Here is a 19,373-nt window from a genome sequence, read left to right on the forward strand (position 1 = left end):
AACTACGGTTCTCAACTTAAATCGCGTTTAAATTCTTATTTTTCTGAAAAAGATTCCTAAAAACTGCCGTAAAAATAGAATGAAATAGCCCTGCAAGTTGGATTACTATAGTTTAAACTAAATACTCAGAAGGGAGATAAGTAATAAACTGACTTTTTGACTTCGAGTAGTTTTTAGAATCTTTCATAAAAAACGATATCAAACATATACAGCTGATGTCTTAGTTGTCGGTGGTGGGATCGGAGTCACTGCGGCTGCTATCCAAGCGGCGCGATGGGAAGCTAAAACTATTCTGGTGAGATAGGATTACAGCTTCCGTAAGGCTGTATTATTTTTAAATATTTTCTCAATATTTTTTCCGAGACGCTAGCAATGACTATTCGCCATGCGACTGAAACTGACTTGCCTGCAATTGTGGCAATTTATAATGCCGCAATTCCTAGTGGCATGGCAACTGCTGATTTAGAGCCTGTATCTGTGGAAAGTCGCCTGACTTGGTTTAAGGCGCGATCGCCTTCACAACGCCCACTTTGGGTAATCGAAGTAGAGGGAGTAATTGCTGGATGGTTGAGTTTCCAATCTTTTTACGGGCGGCCCGCCTATAATACGACTGCCGAAATTAGTATTTACATAGCCCCTGGCTTTTATCGGTGTGGTTTGGGACGGCAACTATTAGCACAAGCAATTAGTGAAAGTCCTAGTTTGGGTTTAAAGACTCTACTATGCTTTATTTTTGCCCACAATCAACCCAGTTTAAAACTTTTTGAAACATTTGGTTTTCAACCTTGGGGACATTTACCTAAAGTTGCCGAAATTGACAGCGTTGAACGGGACTTAGTAATCATGGGACTCCGAATTACTAAACCTGTTGTTTAATTTGATGGCAACAATATTAACAACGCTGTAACTGTGTTAACAACACAACAATTTCATCAATTGCCTGCCGCACAACTGTTGCAGATTGTTCTGATTGATTGACGAGAATACTAAAAACCAATGGCTCATATTTAGGCGTATTCATATATCCAGATAGAGAAACTATACCCGTTAACGTACCTGTTTTTGCTTGGACAATGCCCTCAGCAGGTGTATCTTGAAAACGGTTTTTTAAGGTTCCACTTTTACCCGCCACTGGTAAAGATGCGCGATAGATATATGCTGCTGGTGTTCTGGCCATTGCTCGCAAAGTTTGTACAAAAGCTTCTGGTGTCACTAAGTTACGACGTGATAAACCCGAACCATCTACTAAAATATAGTTTGCTGGATCAACTCCCAATTTAGTTAAACTTGCTTTGACAACTTCCAAACCGACATCAGCACTAGTCTGATTTTTCACTCTGGTTTTTTTCACAGCTAATGCTCTCAGCAAAGCTTCAGCATAAAGATTATTACTATTCTGAAGAGTTTCCATGATTAATTCAGATAAAGGTGGCGACTCTACAAATGCTATTTCGTTTTGATTAACACCACCATTTGCTACTAATATTTGTTTCAAAGAGATTTTTTCTGTTGCCAAAGCAGTACGAAAACGCCGCAACAAGTAATAATTAGGGTCAACTACAGGCAAATCTATTAAAGACGGTTCAGAATTTGTTGTTAGTTGTCCTTGAATTCTTAATACTGTTCCTGATAATTCGCGGGTAACGTTCACGTAGGTTGGTTGATTTTGAGCGACGGTTACTGACTGATTAATTATCCCCCACTGTTTCGCCTCGCCAGCATCAGTCCACACTATTTGTAAAGGTTTACCTACAGCCTGGGGTACAAGTTTGAAGCTAAAAATATTTTGATTCAGAATAAAGCTGCTGACTGGTGCGCCATCACTTGACTGCACATCTTCCCATTGCCAGGTGGGGTTAACAATATCTCCTTGAATATAACTATCATCAGCTATCAATCGCTGAATTTGGGTAATACGTTTCTGTTTTAATTGCTGTGCCAATTTTTGCAGTTGAGTATCACTTAAGCTGGGATCTCCCCTACCAACAACACGTAAAACACCATTACTATTCTGATAAATAGAGGTGCGAATCCGAAAATTAGCACCCAATTGCTGCAATGCAGCTGCTGTTGTCAGCAATTTGAGGTTAGACGCGGGAGTAAAATATTTCTGAGCATCCCGACTGTAAAGAATTGGTCCCGTTGACAGAGGTTGCACCAAAATTCCCCAGCGCACCCGACTAAATAAAGGGCGATTGATTACAGCATCTATAGCTGTTCCCAGTTGGGTAGAGCAAATTGATTTTGTGGTAGTTGTTGGTGCAACTGGGGTTTGTGCTTTAGCTGCTGGCTGGGTAACACCAACTTGAGTACCCAGAAACAGCAGCATCAAGCCAAGAGAAATTTTTCTAGTCATCAGATAGTTCTTAAAACTACTTGATGATAATACCTTAGTTCGACGGGAGTAAATTAATACTCTTATTCTTCGTCTTCTTCTTCGTCTTCGTCTTCGTCTTCGTCTTCTTCTTCGCCGAACACTCCATCTATAAGTTCTTGTGCGCGTTCGTCTGAAATCTTTAAGGCTTCCTGAAGTTCAGAGATATAATCTTGTTCGCTTTCGGGTACTTCTTCGTCAATCCCTACCACTAAGATAGCGGTGATGTATGCAGCTTCACGATAACCTTTATTCGGTAAGGATTCGATGGACTGGGCGATTAAATCTTCTGGTTCTTCTTCTTCAATCAAGCTGACGACTTTTTCGGTTAAGTCTTCAAAGTCTTCTTCAGAATAATCTTCAAATAGGCCAACCCGACTGAGAAATTCACTTAAAGCATATTCTTCTGTTGAAGAAATACCTTCACCGTCAGCCGCAGCTGAAAATAGTCCAAGGATTGCGATCGCAACTTCTGGTTCTAGAGCAACTGAACTAATACTACGGCCTTTGGGCAATTTGCGTTTAGACATAATTATCCTCTAAAAGTTACGTGATATTTCAGGAAGTCATACCTTGCGGTTTATAATGCTCCCTAAATTTAGGATTCCCAAAAGAATGCCAAAATATACATTGGGATGAATCTTTTTGGGATGAATCTTTTTTTCATAAAAAATACGCAAATAATATATTCATCGGCGTATAAAAACGGTTAAGTTGCTTTGAATTGTGTTTTCTAAAGAGCGATGTCTACTAAATTTCGGGTTTTGCTACGTTCAATATATTCTATTGCTTCGGTGTATCTTTTTAATCCCAGGCAAACTTCCACCATCCGTCTTTGGTTTCGACTTCGCTCAACCAACTAAAGAATCGAGAGTTGAGCGTAGTCGAAGTGTCGAAACTCGTCAACCTGGGTATATTCTTTGTCACAAATCAACTTAATGTTGCAATGTTGATGACCAACGTTGTAATGTTTCTTCTTAATGTTGCAATGTTGATGACCAACGTTGTAATGTTTCTTCTTAATGTTGCAATGTTGATGACCAACGTTGTAATGTTTCTTCTTAATGTTGTAATGTTGATGACCAACGTTGTAATGTTTCTTCTTAATGTTGTAATGTTGATGACCAACGTTGTAATGTTAGCGATGCGTATCGTCTTGTAGAGAAGCGTCCCGCTTTTTAACGCAAGCCAACAAACCTAATCCCCAGTCTGTTTTACACAACATTTACCTTTAACTAAGAATTATAGCCACCCCACCAACCCGCCTAACAGTGCAACTTAAACGATAAGTACAAGATTAAGCGACCATAAGCAAGACGAAAGGGGACAGGAGGAGGGGCAGAACTCCATAAATAAATTTATTTGCTGTAAAACCCTTGATTTCTGGCGAATTACAGCATCTTTCACCCCTACTCCCCGGCCTCTCTGGTCAGAAGCAAGCAAAAAGCGTTACAACTTCGTCCCACACTCAGCACAAAAGTTGTGCGTGGGAGCATTTTTGGCGTTGCAGTGGCTACAATACACTGGCTCGACGGCGGCTTTCGGCGCTTGCTTCTGCAAACCGATCATTTGAGCGTTGCTTTTACCAGGGGCTACCATTGGATAGCAATTTTCGTCTCTGGTGACGTGGACATTCACGATCACTGGGCCTTTGTGTGCTAGCATTTCGGCGATCGCATCTTTTAATTGACTGCGATCGCTGATTACCATACCCTTAATCCCATACGCTTTTGCCAATAACTCTACGTCTGGCATCCCTACTTCCATGTTGGAACATGAGTAACGCTCACCATAGAAGGCTTGCTGCCACTGGCGCACCATCCCTTGCCAACCGTTATTAATAATTAATGTCTTGACATTTATCCCATATTGTGCAACTGTACCAAGTTCCTGTAAACACATTTGGAAACTGGCATCACCGCTAATACAGATGACTTCTTCATCAGGAAACGCCACTTTCGCGCCCATTGCCGCAGGTAAGCCAAAACCCATCGTTCCCAAACCAGCGCTAGAAATCCAGCGCCTTGGGCCATTCTTGAGGAATTGTGCTGCCCACATTTGATGTTGTCCCACATCTGTAGTATAGAAAGCGTTGGGTGCTTGGCTATTAACTTCTACAATCACTTCTTGGGGTGAAATGCTGTCGGCATGGTGCGGCACTATTAGGGGATACTCTTCGCGCCAACGGTTAACTAAATTTAACCACTCTTGGTTTTGATTAGGTGTAGCTTTGGCGGCTGTTTCTTTGCAGCGACGCAACAAGTCTACTAAGACGTTCCGCACATCGCCGACGATGGGGACTTCGGGAATCCGGTTTTTGCCGACTTCTGCGGGATCGATATCGATGTGAATGACTTTGGCGCGGGAGGCGAATTCGGCTAACTTGCCTGTAACGCGATCGTCAAATCTCGCACCAACGCAAATCAGCAAGTCACAATCACTCACAGCGAAGTTAGCGTAAGCGGTGCCGTGCATCCCCAACATTCCCAAAGCTAGGGGATGATGTTCATCAAATGCACCGATCCCCATTAAGGTTGTGGTGACAGGGATATTGAATAATTCAGCGAGTTCTTTTACTTCTTCATGGGCGCTAGCTGCGATCGCACCACCACCGACATACAATAGCGGCCGGCGACTTTCAGTAATTAACTGGATAGCTGCATTAATCTGCCGGGGATTTCCCTTGACTGTGGGACGATAACCGCGTAACTTCACTGAACCTGGTTTCACAGGTACATAGTCAAATTCTTCTAAAGCTACATCTTTGGGGACATCAATCAAAACTGGCCCCGGACGCCCACTGCTAGCGATGTGGAAAGCTTCGGCAACAATTCGCGCCATATCTTTGGGATCACGCACTACATAAGAGTGCTTGACAATTGGTAGGGTAATCCCGTAAATATCAGTTTCCTGAAACGCATCTGTACCAATCGACGGACGTGCTACCTGCCCTGTCACCACAATCATCGGGATCGAATCCATGTATGCTGTAGCGATCCCAGTCACCAAGTTAGTTGCTCCTGGGCCAGAAGTGCCAAAGCATACTCCTACCTTCCCAGTTGCACGAGCATAACCATCAGCCGCGTGGGCTGCGCCTTGTTCGTGTCTCACGAGAATGTGCTTCATAGCACCAGTTGCTTCTACCTTATACAGGTCGTCGTAAATTGGGAGAATTGCCCCACCAGGATAACCAAAGATATAATCAACGCCGTGGCGATGAAGGCTGTCAAGCAGAGCAAAACCACCAGATGCACGCTTGGGCAAGGCTGGCGGGCTAGAAGCCCGAGACTGTTTGTGATTCTCGGTTAGTGGGAGACTGATTTGGGAAAGCAATTCTCCTGCGGAGACACTTTGTGAACGCACGGTCAAACCTCAAACTATAGCTAAAAGTTAATATTGAATTCTGTATTTAGGATTTCATTTTAATTGAAAAATTCAATCAAAATCTGAGAATTTTATATATTAAATATAAAGCTCGACTATTAGAGTACATTAATTAAATTACGTCTTGCAAGACTTTGCGGGTATTTTGCCAAGCCCAAACACCGACAACTACGACAACAATACTCATTCCCACAAGCACAGTTCGCAAGCCCAGAGCATCAGTTAATGGCCCAGTAATCGCCAGAGGTAAGGCCAGAGCGATGTTAACAGCATGATTTTGAAAGCCAAATACTTTACCGTGCATGGTACATGGTGTTTGCTGTTGAATTAAAGTTTGCATGGGTACGCCAATTAAGGCAGCACCTATACCCAAAATTGCACAGAGTCCTAGCGCCAACAATAAGTTGTGCGTAAAAGTGAACACTCCTAAAACTACTGCCATCATCAAAAATCCAATTAAAGGTAAAGGCTTGCGATGCAATTTCTGACCCCAGTTACCTAAAATCGCCGCCCCAAATACCATACCCACCCCTGCTGCTGCTAAGAAAAAGCCAAACTGTTTTTCTTTGAGACCAAACTCTGCGGCTAATCGAATCGTCAGCACCGTTAAGGCTGCAAACACACAATATAAGGTTGTCAGTTGCAGCATGGCATTCAAAATCAAAGGGTTTTTCTTGAGATAGCGCAGGCTTTCGGTGAATTCAGTCCAAGGGTTATTTGATGCCTGGTATTCTTTTGAGAGTTTGGGTTCTTTAAACTTAATCGGCTGGATTAGCGCACCCGATAAGATGTATAATCCACCAACTATAAGCTCTTGACCATATTCTTCTCCCATCAAGCTTTTTGCCAAACTCAAAATTGGCTCTCCGATCGCAAAGCCAACAATTAAAGCTCCCATCATCGTACTAGTAAACAGGGCATTGGCTGCCAACAAATTTTCTCGCTTCACCAACAAGGGAATCGCTGCTTGTTCTGCTGGTGCAAAAAATTGTGTCACCGTGGAAATGGTAAAAGTCAGGATTAACAAAATCAGAAAGTGTCGTGGTAATAAGGGAAGACACAGCGTTAATATTCCCCGCACGACATCTGAACCGACCAGAATCAGTTTTTTTGGCAAGCGGTCAACAAAGATACCACCGGCAGAACCGAACAAAATTGCTGGTATTGTAAACGATAGCATCAAAGTTGAATACATTGAGTTTTGTGCTAAACCAGGAAGCGGCGGGTAGTTCTCCAACAGAGCAATCAGCAAAACGAAGAAGACTTTATCTGCTAACTGGGACAACACTTGCCCAATCCACAGGAGCATAAAACCACGGTTTTTTAGCAGTGCGCCAAACCCGTTATTAACAGCAGCAGGTTCAGTTGGAAACATTAGATACTTTTTTTTTTGGGTAGATGGGGGATTGGGGATTGGGGATTGGGGATTGAGGATTGAGGATTGAGGATTGAGGATTGCGGATTGGGCAGAAGGGAGAATAAATGCTAACTCCTAACTCCTAACTCCTAACTCCTAACTCCTAACTCCTAACTCCTAACTCTTAACTCTTAACTCCTAACTCTTAACTCCTAACTCCTAACTCCTAACTCTTAACTCCTAACTCCTAACTCCTAACTCTTAACTCCTAACTCTCTAACTCCTAACTCATAATTCTGTTGTCCGGATTAATTTGCTTCATAGCGCTTTAACAGCATAAGCAAAAACTCAGCTGCTGTCAGATGACCTTTGGGTGGATAAATTTCAATTGATGAATCTACCCAGCAGCCTTGTACAATTTGGGGAGATTTCCAGATGGACAAATGATCGACTGCTGGCTCTGCATAAAAGTTATTTTGCCCACAACCTAGCAAACAAGAACTCCAATGCGTGAAATAATCATGACTCATCCGGTGAATGGGGAAATTAGCCTGTAGTGGTACTCCCCATCCATCTATAGCAATAAATGCTTTGACATGACCACCCAATAGTTGCCACAAATGCGCTGCCCCTATTGCCCCGACTACGCCAGCACTAAAACTAATAAATATAATTGGTGATTTTAAAGAGCCAGTCTGATACGTGCGGTGAGCTACGCTAACGCTCAAAAACTGCAAAATGTGCAAGGCTGATAAAACTAAAACATCTTTACCCGGATAAACCAGTATATTTGCGGCATTTTGTGCGTTAGCGTAGCTCACCGCAGGTATCGCGCTATGAGAAACTAAATCTAACAATCCTACTCTAAAGCTTTCAGTTAACTCTGGCTCATGAATTCCAGGGCAAATAATTATACTCATCTGTTTCATCGGTTATTTTTTGATCCAGTCGGAAAAACCGCAATCTAGATTTTATAACGCTTTGAAACTTGTGCTGATAAATCCGCGATCAGCACTACAGGTCGTTTGTCATTTTGTATTATAAACGTAAATAGCCAGCAAGCACACCCCTCAACAGCTATCAGTAGGACTTACGCATTAGGTACGAAATGCGTAAGTCCTAAAAAGAAAGCAGTATGTTGGGTTTCGTTCCTCAACAGTACTGAGTCCCGTATATCTTTTGATGTATTATTTCCATTTTTGCAGCTATCCTATCCCCCTGGATGGGATAATATGTTACTAGTAGGGAAAATGTGTAAACTATTCTCTAACTTCATATCTCTCTGCACTTTGGTTATATTGAGGAACTAATTGTGGTTGCCACGCCGGAAAAAGTACAACACACTCACGAGCAATTATCAGGTAAAGACCGTGTAGCCGTACTGCTTATGGGCTACGGCGAAGTCGAAAGCTACGAAGATTTCGCCAACTATAACGAACAGGCTTTAAATCTACTGACAGCAAAGTTCGCACCGGTGCCAACCTGGATTTATCCCCCCCTGGCAAAGCTTTTGGCGCTATTTGACCGCCACGAGTGGGGACACACACACCACGATTTTATCTCCCCACACAATGCGATCTTTGAACAGCAACGGGCTGGGATTGAGAAGAATTTACAAGAAAAATGGGGTGATAAGGTTCAAGTTTTCAAAGCTTTTAACTTCTGCGCCCCTTTTCTACCTAATCAAGTTTTAGCAGAAGTCAAAAACCAAGGCTTCGAGAAGCTGCTGATTTACCCACTGCTGGTAGTTGATTCTATCTTTACTAGTGGGATTGCGATCGAGCAAGTTAACAATGCTCTGGTTGAGTTGACTGATGGTGAAGAACACTGGGTTAAAGCACAGCGTTACATTCCTTCTTTCTTCAACGAACCAGCTTACATCGATTTGATGGCTCATCTGGTTGAAGAGAAAATTGCTGAATTAGCCGGAGCTTATCTACCTTCTCAAATCGGTATTGTGTTAATGAATCACGGCTGTCCCCACAAAGCTAAAGGCTTTACTTCTGGGATTGCCGAAAGTGAAGCAATGTACGATTTAATTCGGGATAAGTTGATTAACCGCTATCCGTTAATCTCGGTGGGTTGGCTTAATCACGACACGCCCCTAATTGATTGGACTCAGCCAAATGCAGAGCAAGCGGCAAATAACCTGATTCAATTGGGTGCAAAAGTGGTAATTTTTATGCCGATTGGCTTTGCCACAGAAAACCACGAAACTTTATTGGATGTACACCATATCATCCATGCTTTGGAAAAACAGCATCCTGGTACGAACTACGTGCAAATGGCTTGTGTTAACGATCATCCAGAATTTATGGCAATGGCGGCTCAATGGGCTGATGCTCATATTGCAGAGTTGTTGTCAGAGGAAATGGCAGTTAATCCCCAATTAGGTGGACACGATCATCATCACCACCACCATCATTAAGTTGAGCAAGCACTGATTACAACTACGAATTCTGTTGACACTCCCACCCTTGAAGGGGTGGGATTTTTTATAGATAGTAGCCACTGCAATGATATCGACTTGACTAGGTGTTAAGCGAAAGCAAGCCAGGAAGCCAGATCATCCTAGTATTTACCAATCTTAATAATACAGGTTTGACATCCACCCCAGCCCCTCTCCCATATTACGGGAGAGGGGCTGGGGGTGAGGGAAAAGATTTAAGCCAAAATTGTGATGCTCCCAAGTTCGCTGCGTTACAGTGTATCCAAAAGAATTTTTTGATAAAGTATTTGCCTAAAAGTACACTTAGGCAAAAAAGTTTACGTGCTGTTATCGAACAGTCAGCATTCTTGTAGAATTAATACACTGTTTTTCTGCGAACTTCGGATTATACATAGAAATCAAATTCTGAGTCACAAGGATTTACGATGCTAATTGAAACCAAAATCGGAACTTCTTTGAACTACTATCTAATCGCTTTTGATGCTAATGGCAAAGAACGCGAAAACAATGGAGAGCTAATTAGCCAAAAGGTATTAGAAATCTTATCCAGCGCCAAAAAGTCTGACAAACCAATCACAGATGTTTTCTTGATGAGTCACGGATGGCAAGGTGACATTCCATCGGCAAAAGAGCAGTATGACAGATGGATTGCAGCTATGGCTAAAAACCAGGCTGATATTGAAAAAATCCAACAGGTGCGGCCAGGATTTAACCCCCTGTTGATTGGTCTACATTGGCCTAGTAAGCCTTGGGGAGATGAAGACCTAAGTGCAGTGTCGCCAGACAAAACAATTGTGTCTTTTGACACCACAGATGATTCTCAAGAAGAGTTAATTGAACAGTATGCTCATCGGATAGCTGATACTGAAACTACTAGAGAAGCACTTAGAACAATTTTCGCAGCGGCGCGAGAATATAACGTTGCACCTGACACATTACCATCACAGGTGCGTGAAGCTTATGAAGTTTTGATTAAGGAAGCATCTTTGAGTAGTGAAGCAGAAGATGCAGATGCGTGGAGCGTAAACGAATCATTAAATTTAGATCCTGAAAGTGTATATCAAGCTACCCTGACAGAACAAAACGAAGATGTCAGCTTCGGAATTGGGGATAGTGTCAAATCAGCCAAAGATGCATTTTTGAACATTCCCAGATTGTTATCTTTCTGGAAAATGAAAGACCGCGCTCGGAAAATCGGTCAAACTAGCGGTTTCAATTTGTTAAACAGACTTCAAGAGGTGACAGATAATACTGTGCGATTTCATTTGATGGGACACAGTTTTGGCTGTATTTTTGTTTCAGCTACCGTAGCAGGGACTCAAAATAACAAATTAACCCGTCCAGTTAATTCTCTTGTCTTAATACAAGGCGCTTTATCACTCTGGTCTTTCTGCTCAAATGTCCCTCATAGAAAAAATATTCCTGGTTACTTCCGCTCCATTATTAGCGATCGCAAAGTTACAGGGCCGATTGTTACTACCCAATCTCAGTATGATAAAGCTGTCAAAAATGCTTATCCGATGGCGGGAACACTAGGAATATTTGCAGGACAAGATATAGACTTTGATCCTAATAGTGAGAAGACATATCCCGGTGTCGGTGGTATTGGTTGTTATGGAATTCAGGGTGATGGTTTGGAAATTATTAATGATCAAAAACGTATGCTACCCCTGGAAGAATCTTACAACTTTGAACCAGGTAAAATTTACAACTTGGAAAGTAGTAAATATATTGTTGTCCCTCCTAGCCGATTAGACCTTTTTATGGGCGCTCACAACGCTATTGATAAAGCTGAAGTAGCTCATGCTCTATGGTCGGCTGCGCTTGCTAGTTAATCAGGACTTAGGTAAAAAGGCAGTGAAAGCCCTGATTTACTGTAGGGGCAATTCATGATTTGCCCAAGTCCTATTAAATATAAGATCAAACCTCACCCTCAATCCCTCTCCTTAACAAGGAGAGGGAAGCCGGATACAGGGTGAGGTTTTATATTTAATTTGACCCACTTACTTAGTGTCTTTAAAAGGTAAAAAGTCTAAAAGAGAATCCCTTACTTTTTACTTTAGCTTTGTTCGGTAAATTACAAATACAAGGATTAGGTAAAATGAGCATAGAACATCTGATAAAAGAGCTATATTTCAATGGAATTGACGGTGCATCAGGAGATTATTTGTTGCCTCCAATGACACCTGAGAAGCTTGCTAAGATTGCTCAGGGCGAAGAGTTTGATCCTATAGAAATCAGCGAACTCAAGAAAAAGGATCTGCATGTTAAAGGTTTAGAACCCGACTTTGCCCCGATAGAGGGAGTAGATCCTAAAGACCTTGCACAAACAGGTTGGGGAGTTATTTTCGCTTTTAATGCCGACCCAGCAATCAAAGAAGCGCTGAAGGAACTGTTAGAACATCGGCAAAAACAAGCCTCGAAAAATCACGAGAATTATTATAAGGAATACACTGGCGCTAAAGGTTATCGTCGAGGGGAATCAAAAAATCAATTTTTGTCGCGTCATGGAGTCGGCCCAGGCCCTGCTGACCCAGATAAAATGCCTTATTATCTGTTGATTGTTGGCGATCCAGAAACCATTCCCTATCGTTTTCAGTACCAACTTGATGTGCAGTATGCGGTGGGTCGGATTTACTTTGATACGCCCCAAGAATATGCTCAGTATGCTCGCAGTGTCGTACAGGCTGAAACTACTAATTTAAATCTACCTCGTCGCGCTAGCTTTTTTGGGGTACGTACCAAGGGTGATGCAGCCACTGAACTTAGTGCCGATCGCTTGATTCAACCCCTAGCTGATTGGATGCTTGATGAGCAAAAAGAGAATAGTTGGATAGTACAAACCTTACTCGCAGAAGAAGCCACCAAGGCACGCTTAGGGAAACTCTTAGGAGGTGAAGAAACACCCGCTTTGCTGTTCACCGCTAGTCATGGTATGGGCTTTCCGAATGGGAATGAGCGGCAACTACGCCATCAGGGCGCTTTACTCTGTCAGGATTGGCCCGGCAAAGATAAGTGGGGTAATAAAGCAATTCCCGAAGAATTTTACTTCTCTGCGGACGATGTTGGCGATGATGCTAAGTTACTAGGGCTAATTGCCTTTCACTTTGCTTGTTATGGTGCTGGGACACCTAAATTTGATGAGTTTGCCCATACAAAAGGCTCTAATGAAAGACTAGCGATCGCTCCTAACGCCTTTATTGCACCTTTACCCCGCAGACTCCTAAGCCACCCCAACGGCGGTGCTTTGGCTGTCATCGGTCATGTGGAACGAGCTTGGGGTTGCTCTTTCGTTTGGGAAAAAACCGGTAAGCAATTGGCAGTTTTTCAAAGTACCTTAAAGCGATTGCTAGATGGTCATCCTGTGGGGTCAGCTGTTGAGTATTTCAACGAGCGCTATGCTGAACTTTCTTCTGATTTGAGTACAGAATTAGAAGAAATTAAATATGGTGCGATCGCCGATCCGATCAATTTATCTAGTATGTGGACGGCAAACAATGATGCTCGTAGTTATGCCATTATTGGCGACCCCGCAGTTAAATTAGTTGTAGGTGACAATCAGACAAGCGATCGCTCTGTTATCTCATCAGTGAATTTACCTGCTGTCCCTGCAATACTCCAAGCATCTGATACATTAGCAATTGGACAAGCCCAGGCAAACTTAATCCAAGCCCTAGAACAGTTTGTCAACACAGTTGAGCAAGCTTCAGTTGAGCGCACAAAGAAGCTTCAGGCGGTGCTTTTAGCTGTAGTTACTCTAGTTGACACCTTAAAGAAACTAAATTAACTGCAAATCTGAGAAACCTGGCTTCTCATAATTTTACGTAAGTAGGTCGGCGAGAAAAAACCAAACTATGTAACGAAAAGTAAAATCTCTGTGTTTGGCTCGTAGTTGCGCTGTCTTCGCATCCGGATAAAGATGCGCTAAAGCGCAACTACAAACGATGATTGCGCCGACTTACTTAAAAGTCAGGTTTATTAGTACTAGGACTTACGCACACTGCTATACAGAACTTGGCTACTCTAGAACTAATTTACACCCCGCAGCTTGCGAGTGTTATCAACTAAACTCTGAGCAAATTGATCAAATCTTTGCGAAAGTTTTTCATCTACCAGCTTGCCTTCAGGACTGAATGCACCCCAAGCTTGTCCGATCGCAATTTGTTCTGGAATCACCCAACCATGCACCCATCGGACAATTAGCCGTAGGTCATTTAAAGCATTACTATTAGACTGACCACCTAATACGCTGATTAATCCTGTCACTTTATCAGACAGTTGCTCAAAGCTCATCAAATCTAGAGCATTTTTCAGCACACCACTAACCCCACCATGATACTCAGGTGTCGCTAAAATTAACCCATCGGCACGGCTGACTGTATCTTGCAATCGCTGAACATCTGGGTATTCTGGATACTCCTTTGCACCAGTGCAGAACGGTAGCTGCAACTGCCGTAAATCGAGAATTTCTACCTCTGCACCCACAGCTTCAACCCTTTGCACTGCTATTTCTAAAGCAAGCTGAGTATAGGAGTTGGGTCTTAAACTCCCACCTATGCCAACAATTCTTACCATAATTAACCCACAAACTATTAACTAACTACTATCACCAGGTTTTTTGAAAAGCGAAATCGTTATGACTATGCTTATCTTAGCGATTTGTGTCGGAATGTGTCAAATTAATATCTACATGGGGACACGAAACTTGGGAATGGTTTTGTGTGGAAGTTAGACTAGATAAGAAAAGTGTAATTTCCAGTTATTACAATTTTTGGTAGAAGAATAGGCATAAAACCATCGCTCAACTTGTGCCAGCAGACAAAGGGTAATTATTATGACAAATTTGGGAAAAAAAGCATTGATAAAAAGACAGTCGTCAAAGCGTGGTGCTTGGGTTGGTGCTATCGCAGCTAGTTTGATTATGTTACCAGGAATTTTCGGGAGTACTCCCGTCTTGGCACAAAAGGCAGATAGCACCTCTTTAAATTATGGCGACTTGATCAAGAAAGCGAAGGCGGGAGAAATCCAAAAAGTAGAGCTTGACGAAACTGAACAGTTAGCAAAGGTTTATCTCAAAGGGCAAAAGGCTGATACACCACCGCAACAGGTGAGACTTCTGGCACAAAACACAGAGTTAATTAACATCCTCAAAGATAAGAATGTTGATTTTGGTGAAGTTTCCTCTGCTAATAGTCGGGCTGCTGTTGGATTATTGATCAATCTCATGTGGATTTTGCCACTGGTAGCTTTAATGCTATTGTTCGTGCGTCGCTCTACTAATGCTTCTAGCCAAGCGATGAATTTCGGTAAATCTAAAGCTCGCTTCCAAATGGAGGCAAAAACTGGAGTAAAATTTGAAGATGTAGCTGGGGTTGAAGAAGCTAAAGAAGACCTCGAAGAAGTTGTTACTTTCCTGAAACAGCCAGAAAGATTTACCGCAGTAGGCGCACGTATTCCCAAAGGAGTATTGTTAATTGGCCCTCCGGGTACTGGTAAAACTTTACTAGCAAAAGCGATCGCAGGTGAAGCTGGTGTACCATTCTTCAGTATTTCCGGTTCAGAATTCGTAGAAATGTTTGTTGGTGTAGGTGCATCTCGCGTGCGCGACCTCTTCAAGAAAGCCAAAGAGAATGCCCCTTGTCTAATATTTATCGATGAAATTGACGCAGTAGGTAGACAACGGGGCGCTGGTATCGGTGGCGGTAACGACGAGCGCGAACAAACCCTCAACCAACTGCTCACGGAAATGGATGGTTTTGAAGGTAACACAGGCATTATTATTATTGCTGCCACTAACCGCCCAGATGTTTTAGATACAGCGTTACTCAGACCGGGACGCTTTGACAGACAAGTGATGGTCGATCCACCGGATCTCAAAGGGCGACTGGAAATTTTGAAAGTCCACGCGCGCAATAAGAAAATTGATCCTAGCGTATCATTAGAAGCGATCGCTCGTCGCACTCCTGGTTTTACTGGCGCAGACTTAGCCAACTTACTCAACGAAGCTGCGATTCTCACGGCTAGAAGGCGCAAAGAAGCTGTCACCCTTTTAGAAATTGATGCTGCTGTGGATAGAGTCGTTGCAGGTATGGAAGGTACCGCTTTAGTAGACAGCAAGAGCAAGCGATTGATTGCCTATCATGAAGTTGGACATGCTTTAGTTGGCACATTCCTCAAAGACCATGACCCTGTGCAAAAAGTTACCCTCATCCCACGGGGACAAGCACTAGGATTAACTTGGTTTACTCCCAACGAAGAACAGGGGTTAATTTCCCGTTCTCAACTCAAAGCCAGGATTACTGCTACTTTGGGTGGTCGCGCCGCCGAGGAAATTGTTTTTGGTAAGCCAGAAGTGACCACAGGTGCAGGCAATGACCTGCAACAAGTTACAGGAATGGCGCGGCAGATGGTGACACGCTTCGGCATGTCAGAATTAGGCCCATTGTCACTAGAAAATCAGAGTGGAGAGGTATTTTTGGGACGTGACTGGATGAATAAATCAGACTATTCTGAGGAAATTGCCGCCAAAATTGATTCACAAGTCCGCGAAATTGTCAACAATTGCTATATCAGAGCAATAGAACTGTTGCAGGAAAACCGCATAGTTTTAGAGCGTTTAGTAGATTTGTTAGTAGAACAGGAAACAATTGAAGGTGATGCATTCCGCAAAATTGTTGCTGACAATACCCAGGTAGTTGATGCACAAGTGGCTGTACGTCATTAGGGAATAGAAGACATTCCCTAGTTGTGGCGGAAGTTTGCCTATCTTTAACAAGAGGATTCACCCTGTGCTGTACTAGTGAAAATCCAAAGACTCAGATTCCCGACTTTTTAAAAAAGTCGGGAATTTTCTTGAACAAAAGTCACTTGTGCGATCGCAAACCGTCTCCATGAGAATAGCTTGGCGCGGACAAGAGATCAATTCTCGCTAATTACTGCTGTAAGTCAACCTGGTAGAGAAACAGGAAGTGCGATTGCGATGAAAGGTGATGAATGGGATCGCCTGATTTTATATTGAAAGCAGCATTTTTTAACCAGCAAGTGGGTCAAAAAACTAACAATACAAAAATACTATAGTTTTTGACGAAATATGAATTATGCGATCGCCATATTCTCAGGGGGGCAAAGGCTCCGCATGGGAATACAACAATACTTGAGATAATAAACTAACAATCTAATGGTTTGGAATAACAAAAAGTTTTACGATGTAATCATGCCAAATAATTGCTTTTTTGGATGAAATGGTTGCAGGTTACAATCAGAAAGGATTACAACTCTCTTGCTAATAATAGTATATGAAGTTTAATGTAATACTCGATCGTGATGAAGATGGGGTTTGGATTGTCGAGTGTCCCAGTATACCTGGTTGTGTTAGTCAAGGTCAGACAAGAGAAGAAGCCCTAGAAAGTATCAAGGACGCGATCGCAGGTTGTCTTCAAGTTCGTGCAGAACTTGGTTTACCTCTGACTGTGGAGACTCATCAAGTAGAGGTTACAGCGTAATCATGACATCTGCCCTTCTGGTTCTCAGTGGGCGTGAAGTTGTCCGTGTGTTTGAATCGTTATCTAGAACGCAGTTGCTATGATAAAACGCCTGCTTGTGGTAGAATCTCCGGGAAAAGTCAAAAAACTCAGTCAAATTCTGGGTTCGGATTGGAAAGTTCTAGCCAGTTGTGGCCATATCCGAGAACTCAGCAATGAAGGAGAGGATTCCTTGGGCTTCGTGATGGACGGTAGTAATGTGCGGTGCAATTACGTTCCGCGTGACCAACGAGCGAAGGAAACAATTCAGAAACTCAAGTCTGCGGTGAGGCAGGTTGATGAAGTTGTTTTAGCAACTGACCCAGACCGGGAAGGTGAGACAATCGCTTGGCATTTAAAAGAAACGCTGGGTTTAAGGGAACCGAAACGAGTAATTTATACTGAGATTACAGCATCGGCGGTGCAGAGTGCGATCGCTAATCCTAGAAAACTAGACCAAAACTTAATCGGTGCAGGGCTGTGCCGAGATTGCCTAGATAAGTTGGTAGGTTATAAGGGTAGCCCTTTAGTTTGGGCATTGAATAACGGCGCTAAGAGTGTTGGTAGAGTCCAAAGCGCCACGTTGCACTTAATTTGTCAGCGAGAAAACGAAATTCTGGCGTTTGTCCCCCAAGATTACTGGAGTGTTTGGGTAGATTATGCTGAAGGATTTCGGGCTTTTTACAAAGGGACGGTTGATTCTGCAAAAGATGCAGCAGAGCAAGAAACTGAAACTCATGATGACGCGAAGGTAGGTAATAGTCCAGAAACACCAGAGTCTAAGCGTGTTCTTTCCGAAGCAGAGGCTACACGTTTAGTTGAAGAAGCACAGCGACATCCTCATCAGGTGATTCATTTTGAAGGAAAAATTGTTAACCGCCAGCCACCGCCACCATTTACAACTTCCAGCCTTCAGCAAGCAGCCGGTTCAAAACTGAGGTTTGCTCCCGACAAAACCATGATTGTAGCCCAAAAGCTTTATGAGGCAGGGTTGATTACATATATGCGAACAGACTCAGTAATGCTGAGTCCAGAATTTTGTGCCAGCGCCCGCCAATGGTTAGAGCAAAATGACCCGCAGAATGTACCGCAGCAAGTAGCCAAGCATCGTAGTAGCAAATCGGCTCAAGAAGCACATGAAGCGATTCGTCCAACGGATGTGTTTCGTCCCTCAGTTCAATTGCGTTTAGAACTTCCTGACGATCAGTTTAATTTGTATGTGATGATCTGGAAACGCTCAATTGCCTCTCAGTGTCGTGCTGCTCAATTGCGTAAAACTCAGGTGATTACTCGGTCTGGTTCTCTACTGTGGTCAGCTAGAGGGCAAGTGATTGAATTTTACGGTTATGCTCGGTACTGGAATAATCTCAGCAAGGATAGTATTTTACCTTCATTACAGCAGGGACAAGCGCTGAAACTGGAGAATGCGGGACATGAGCAGAAGCAGACGCAGCCACCACCCCGTTATAGTGAACCAAAATTAGTGCAACTAATGGAACGTAAAGGAATTGGTCGCCCAAGTACTTATGCTCCGACTGTTGCTACTTTAAAAAAACGAAATTATGTCGAGTTGAAAAAAGACCATCTTCAACCAACAGCGTTAGGGTTAGAAGTTGATGCTTTTTTGCTGAAAGCACTGCCGGATTTATTAGAGGCGGAATTCACAGCGAAAATGGAGGATGCTCTTGATGCAATTTCTGAAGGAAAAAACTCTTGGCAGCATTATTTAACTAGTTGGAATCAGAATTACTTTATACCAGCGCTTTCCAAAGCTAAAACTGTAGTTGCAAGTTCCTCAACAGGTAAAGCTCATGTTATGAGTGAGCGCAAATATGAAACTTCCAAAACGCGATGCCCTGAATGCAGCAATTTTCTCGCTAAAATTCCGAGTACTAAGGTTAAAAAGAAATATTTCCTCAAATGCACAAAAGGTTGTGAAAATGTCGTGTTGTTTTGGAGCGACTTTAACAAAACTTGGCAGCCACCACAAACTAAAGCAGTCCACGCTGAAAATCAACAAAAGCCTCCCAACAAGGTTACAGCATATCCCTGTCCAGTATGTAAGAAACCTTTAGAGGAATACAGTTATATCAAAGAGGGTCAGAGTAAGACCATGTTGCGATGTTCTGACCCGCGATCGCGTAAAGATACCAAACATAAAGATGTGGCTTATTTTAATACACCAAAAGGGTGGTGGAGTCCTAAATTTGGGGAGTTAGGAGTTAGGAGTTAGGAGTTAGGAGTTGGGAGTTGGGAGTTGGGAGTTAGGAGTTGGGAGTTGGGAGTTAG

13 protein-coding genes and 1 pseudogene are annotated in these 19,373 nt (G+C 42.8%); 8 read left to right on the plus strand and 6 right to left on the minus strand.

Translation table 11 applies throughout. From position 1 onward, the window contains the following. Positions 1-178: 178 nt before the first annotated feature. Positions 179-298: pseudogene (locus V7K73_RS23895) on the plus strand (FAD-dependent oxidoreductase); the annotation flags it as partial. A gap of 74 nt (positions 299-372) precedes the next feature. Beyond that, positions 373-876: a GNAT family N-acetyltransferase gene (locus tag V7K73_RS23900; RefSeq protein WP_334883680.1), complete on the plus strand. Its 504-nt coding sequence runs from the start codon at positions 373-375 to the stop codon at positions 874-876. A gap of 16 nt (positions 877-892) precedes the next feature. On the opposite strand, the gene dacB is transcribed toward V7K73_RS23900, so the two are convergent. The 5 genes from dacB to V7K73_RS23925 form a co-directional block, all read right to left on the minus strand. After that, positions 893-2,356, minus strand: a complete 1,464-nt coding sequence (dacB, locus tag V7K73_RS23905; protein WP_334883682.1) for a D-alanyl-D-alanine carboxypeptidase/D-alanyl-D-alanine endopeptidase — start codon at positions 2,354-2,356, stop codon at positions 893-895. 62 nt (positions 2,357-2,418) lie between these two features. Continuing rightward, complete coding sequence (locus V7K73_RS23910; RefSeq protein ID WP_334883684.1) at positions 2,419-2,904, minus strand: tellurite resistance TerB family protein; 486 nt, start codon at positions 2,902-2,904, stop codon at positions 2,419-2,421. Between the two features lie 919 nt (positions 2,905-3,823). Further along, positions 3,824-5,737: a biosynthetic-type acetolactate synthase large subunit gene (ilvB, locus tag V7K73_RS23915; protein ID WP_334883685.1), complete on the minus strand. Its 1,914-nt coding sequence runs from the start codon at positions 5,735-5,737 to the stop codon at positions 3,824-3,826. Positions 5,738-5,870: 133 nt separating this feature from the next. After that, entirely contained in the window at positions 5,871-7,133 is a 1,263-nt protein-coding gene (locus tag V7K73_RS23920; protein WP_334883686.1) for an MFS transporter, read from the minus strand. A 290-nt stretch (positions 7,134-7,423) separates the two neighbouring features. Next, on the minus strand, positions 7,424-8,035 hold the full coding sequence (locus V7K73_RS23925) for a hypothetical protein (protein WP_334883688.1): 612 nt from the start codon (positions 8,033-8,035) through the stop codon (positions 7,424-7,426). Positions 8,036-8,427: 392 nt separating this feature from the next. On the opposite strand from V7K73_RS23925, the gene V7K73_RS23930 reads away from it, so the two are divergent. From V7K73_RS23930 to V7K73_RS23940, 3 genes are all read left to right on the plus strand, one after another. Further along, positions 8,428-9,543: a ferrochelatase gene (locus V7K73_RS23930; RefSeq protein ID WP_334883690.1), complete on the plus strand. Its 1,116-nt coding sequence runs from the start codon at positions 8,428-8,430 to the stop codon at positions 9,541-9,543. A 446-nt stretch (positions 9,544-9,989) separates the two neighbouring features. After that, on the plus strand, positions 9,990-11,399 hold the full coding sequence (locus V7K73_RS23935; protein ID WP_334883692.1) for a hypothetical protein: 1,410 nt from the start codon (positions 9,990-9,992) through the stop codon (positions 11,397-11,399). A gap of 266 nt (positions 11,400-11,665) precedes the next feature. Further along, positions 11,666-13,351 (plus strand): hypothetical protein, encoded by a 1,686-nt coding sequence (locus tag V7K73_RS23940; protein WP_334883694.1) that lies wholly within the window; start codon positions 11,666-11,668, stop codon positions 13,349-13,351. 242 nt (positions 13,352-13,593) lie between these two features. Here V7K73_RS23940 and V7K73_RS23945 read toward each other — a convergent pair whose 3' ends face one another. Beyond that, a complete protein-coding gene (locus V7K73_RS23945; protein WP_334883696.1) occupies positions 13,594-14,139 on the minus strand; it encodes an NADPH-dependent FMN reductase in 546 nt (181 codons plus the stop codon). A gap of 259 nt (positions 14,140-14,398) precedes the next feature. Between V7K73_RS23945 and ftsH the strand changes: the two genes are divergently transcribed. From ftsH to topA, 3 genes are all read left to right on the plus strand, one after another. Continuing rightward, positions 14,399-16,288, plus strand: a complete 1,890-nt coding sequence (gene ftsH / locus V7K73_RS23950) for an ATP-dependent zinc metalloprotease FtsH (RefSeq protein WP_334883698.1) — start codon at positions 14,399-14,401, stop codon at positions 16,286-16,288. 571 nt (positions 16,289-16,859) lie between these two features. After that, the gene (locus tag V7K73_RS23955; protein WP_334883700.1) at positions 16,860-17,066 is read left to right on the plus strand and encodes a type II toxin-antitoxin system HicB family antitoxin; all 207 of its coding nucleotides are present in this window, start codon (positions 16,860-16,862) and stop codon (positions 17,064-17,066) included. A gap of 79 nt (positions 17,067-17,145) precedes the next feature. Further along, the gene (gene topA / locus V7K73_RS23960; RefSeq protein ID WP_334883702.1) at positions 17,146-19,317 is read left to right on the plus strand and encodes a type I DNA topoisomerase; all 2,172 of its coding nucleotides are present in this window, start codon (positions 17,146-17,148) and stop codon (positions 19,315-19,317) included. Positions 19,318-19,373 lie beyond the last annotated feature (56 nt).

Origin of the sequence: Nostoc sp. (assembly GCF_036916975.1) — a bacterium.
In the GTDB taxonomy this organism is placed as follows: Bacteria; Cyanobacteriota; Cyanobacteriia; order Cyanobacteriales; family Nostocaceae; genus Nostoc.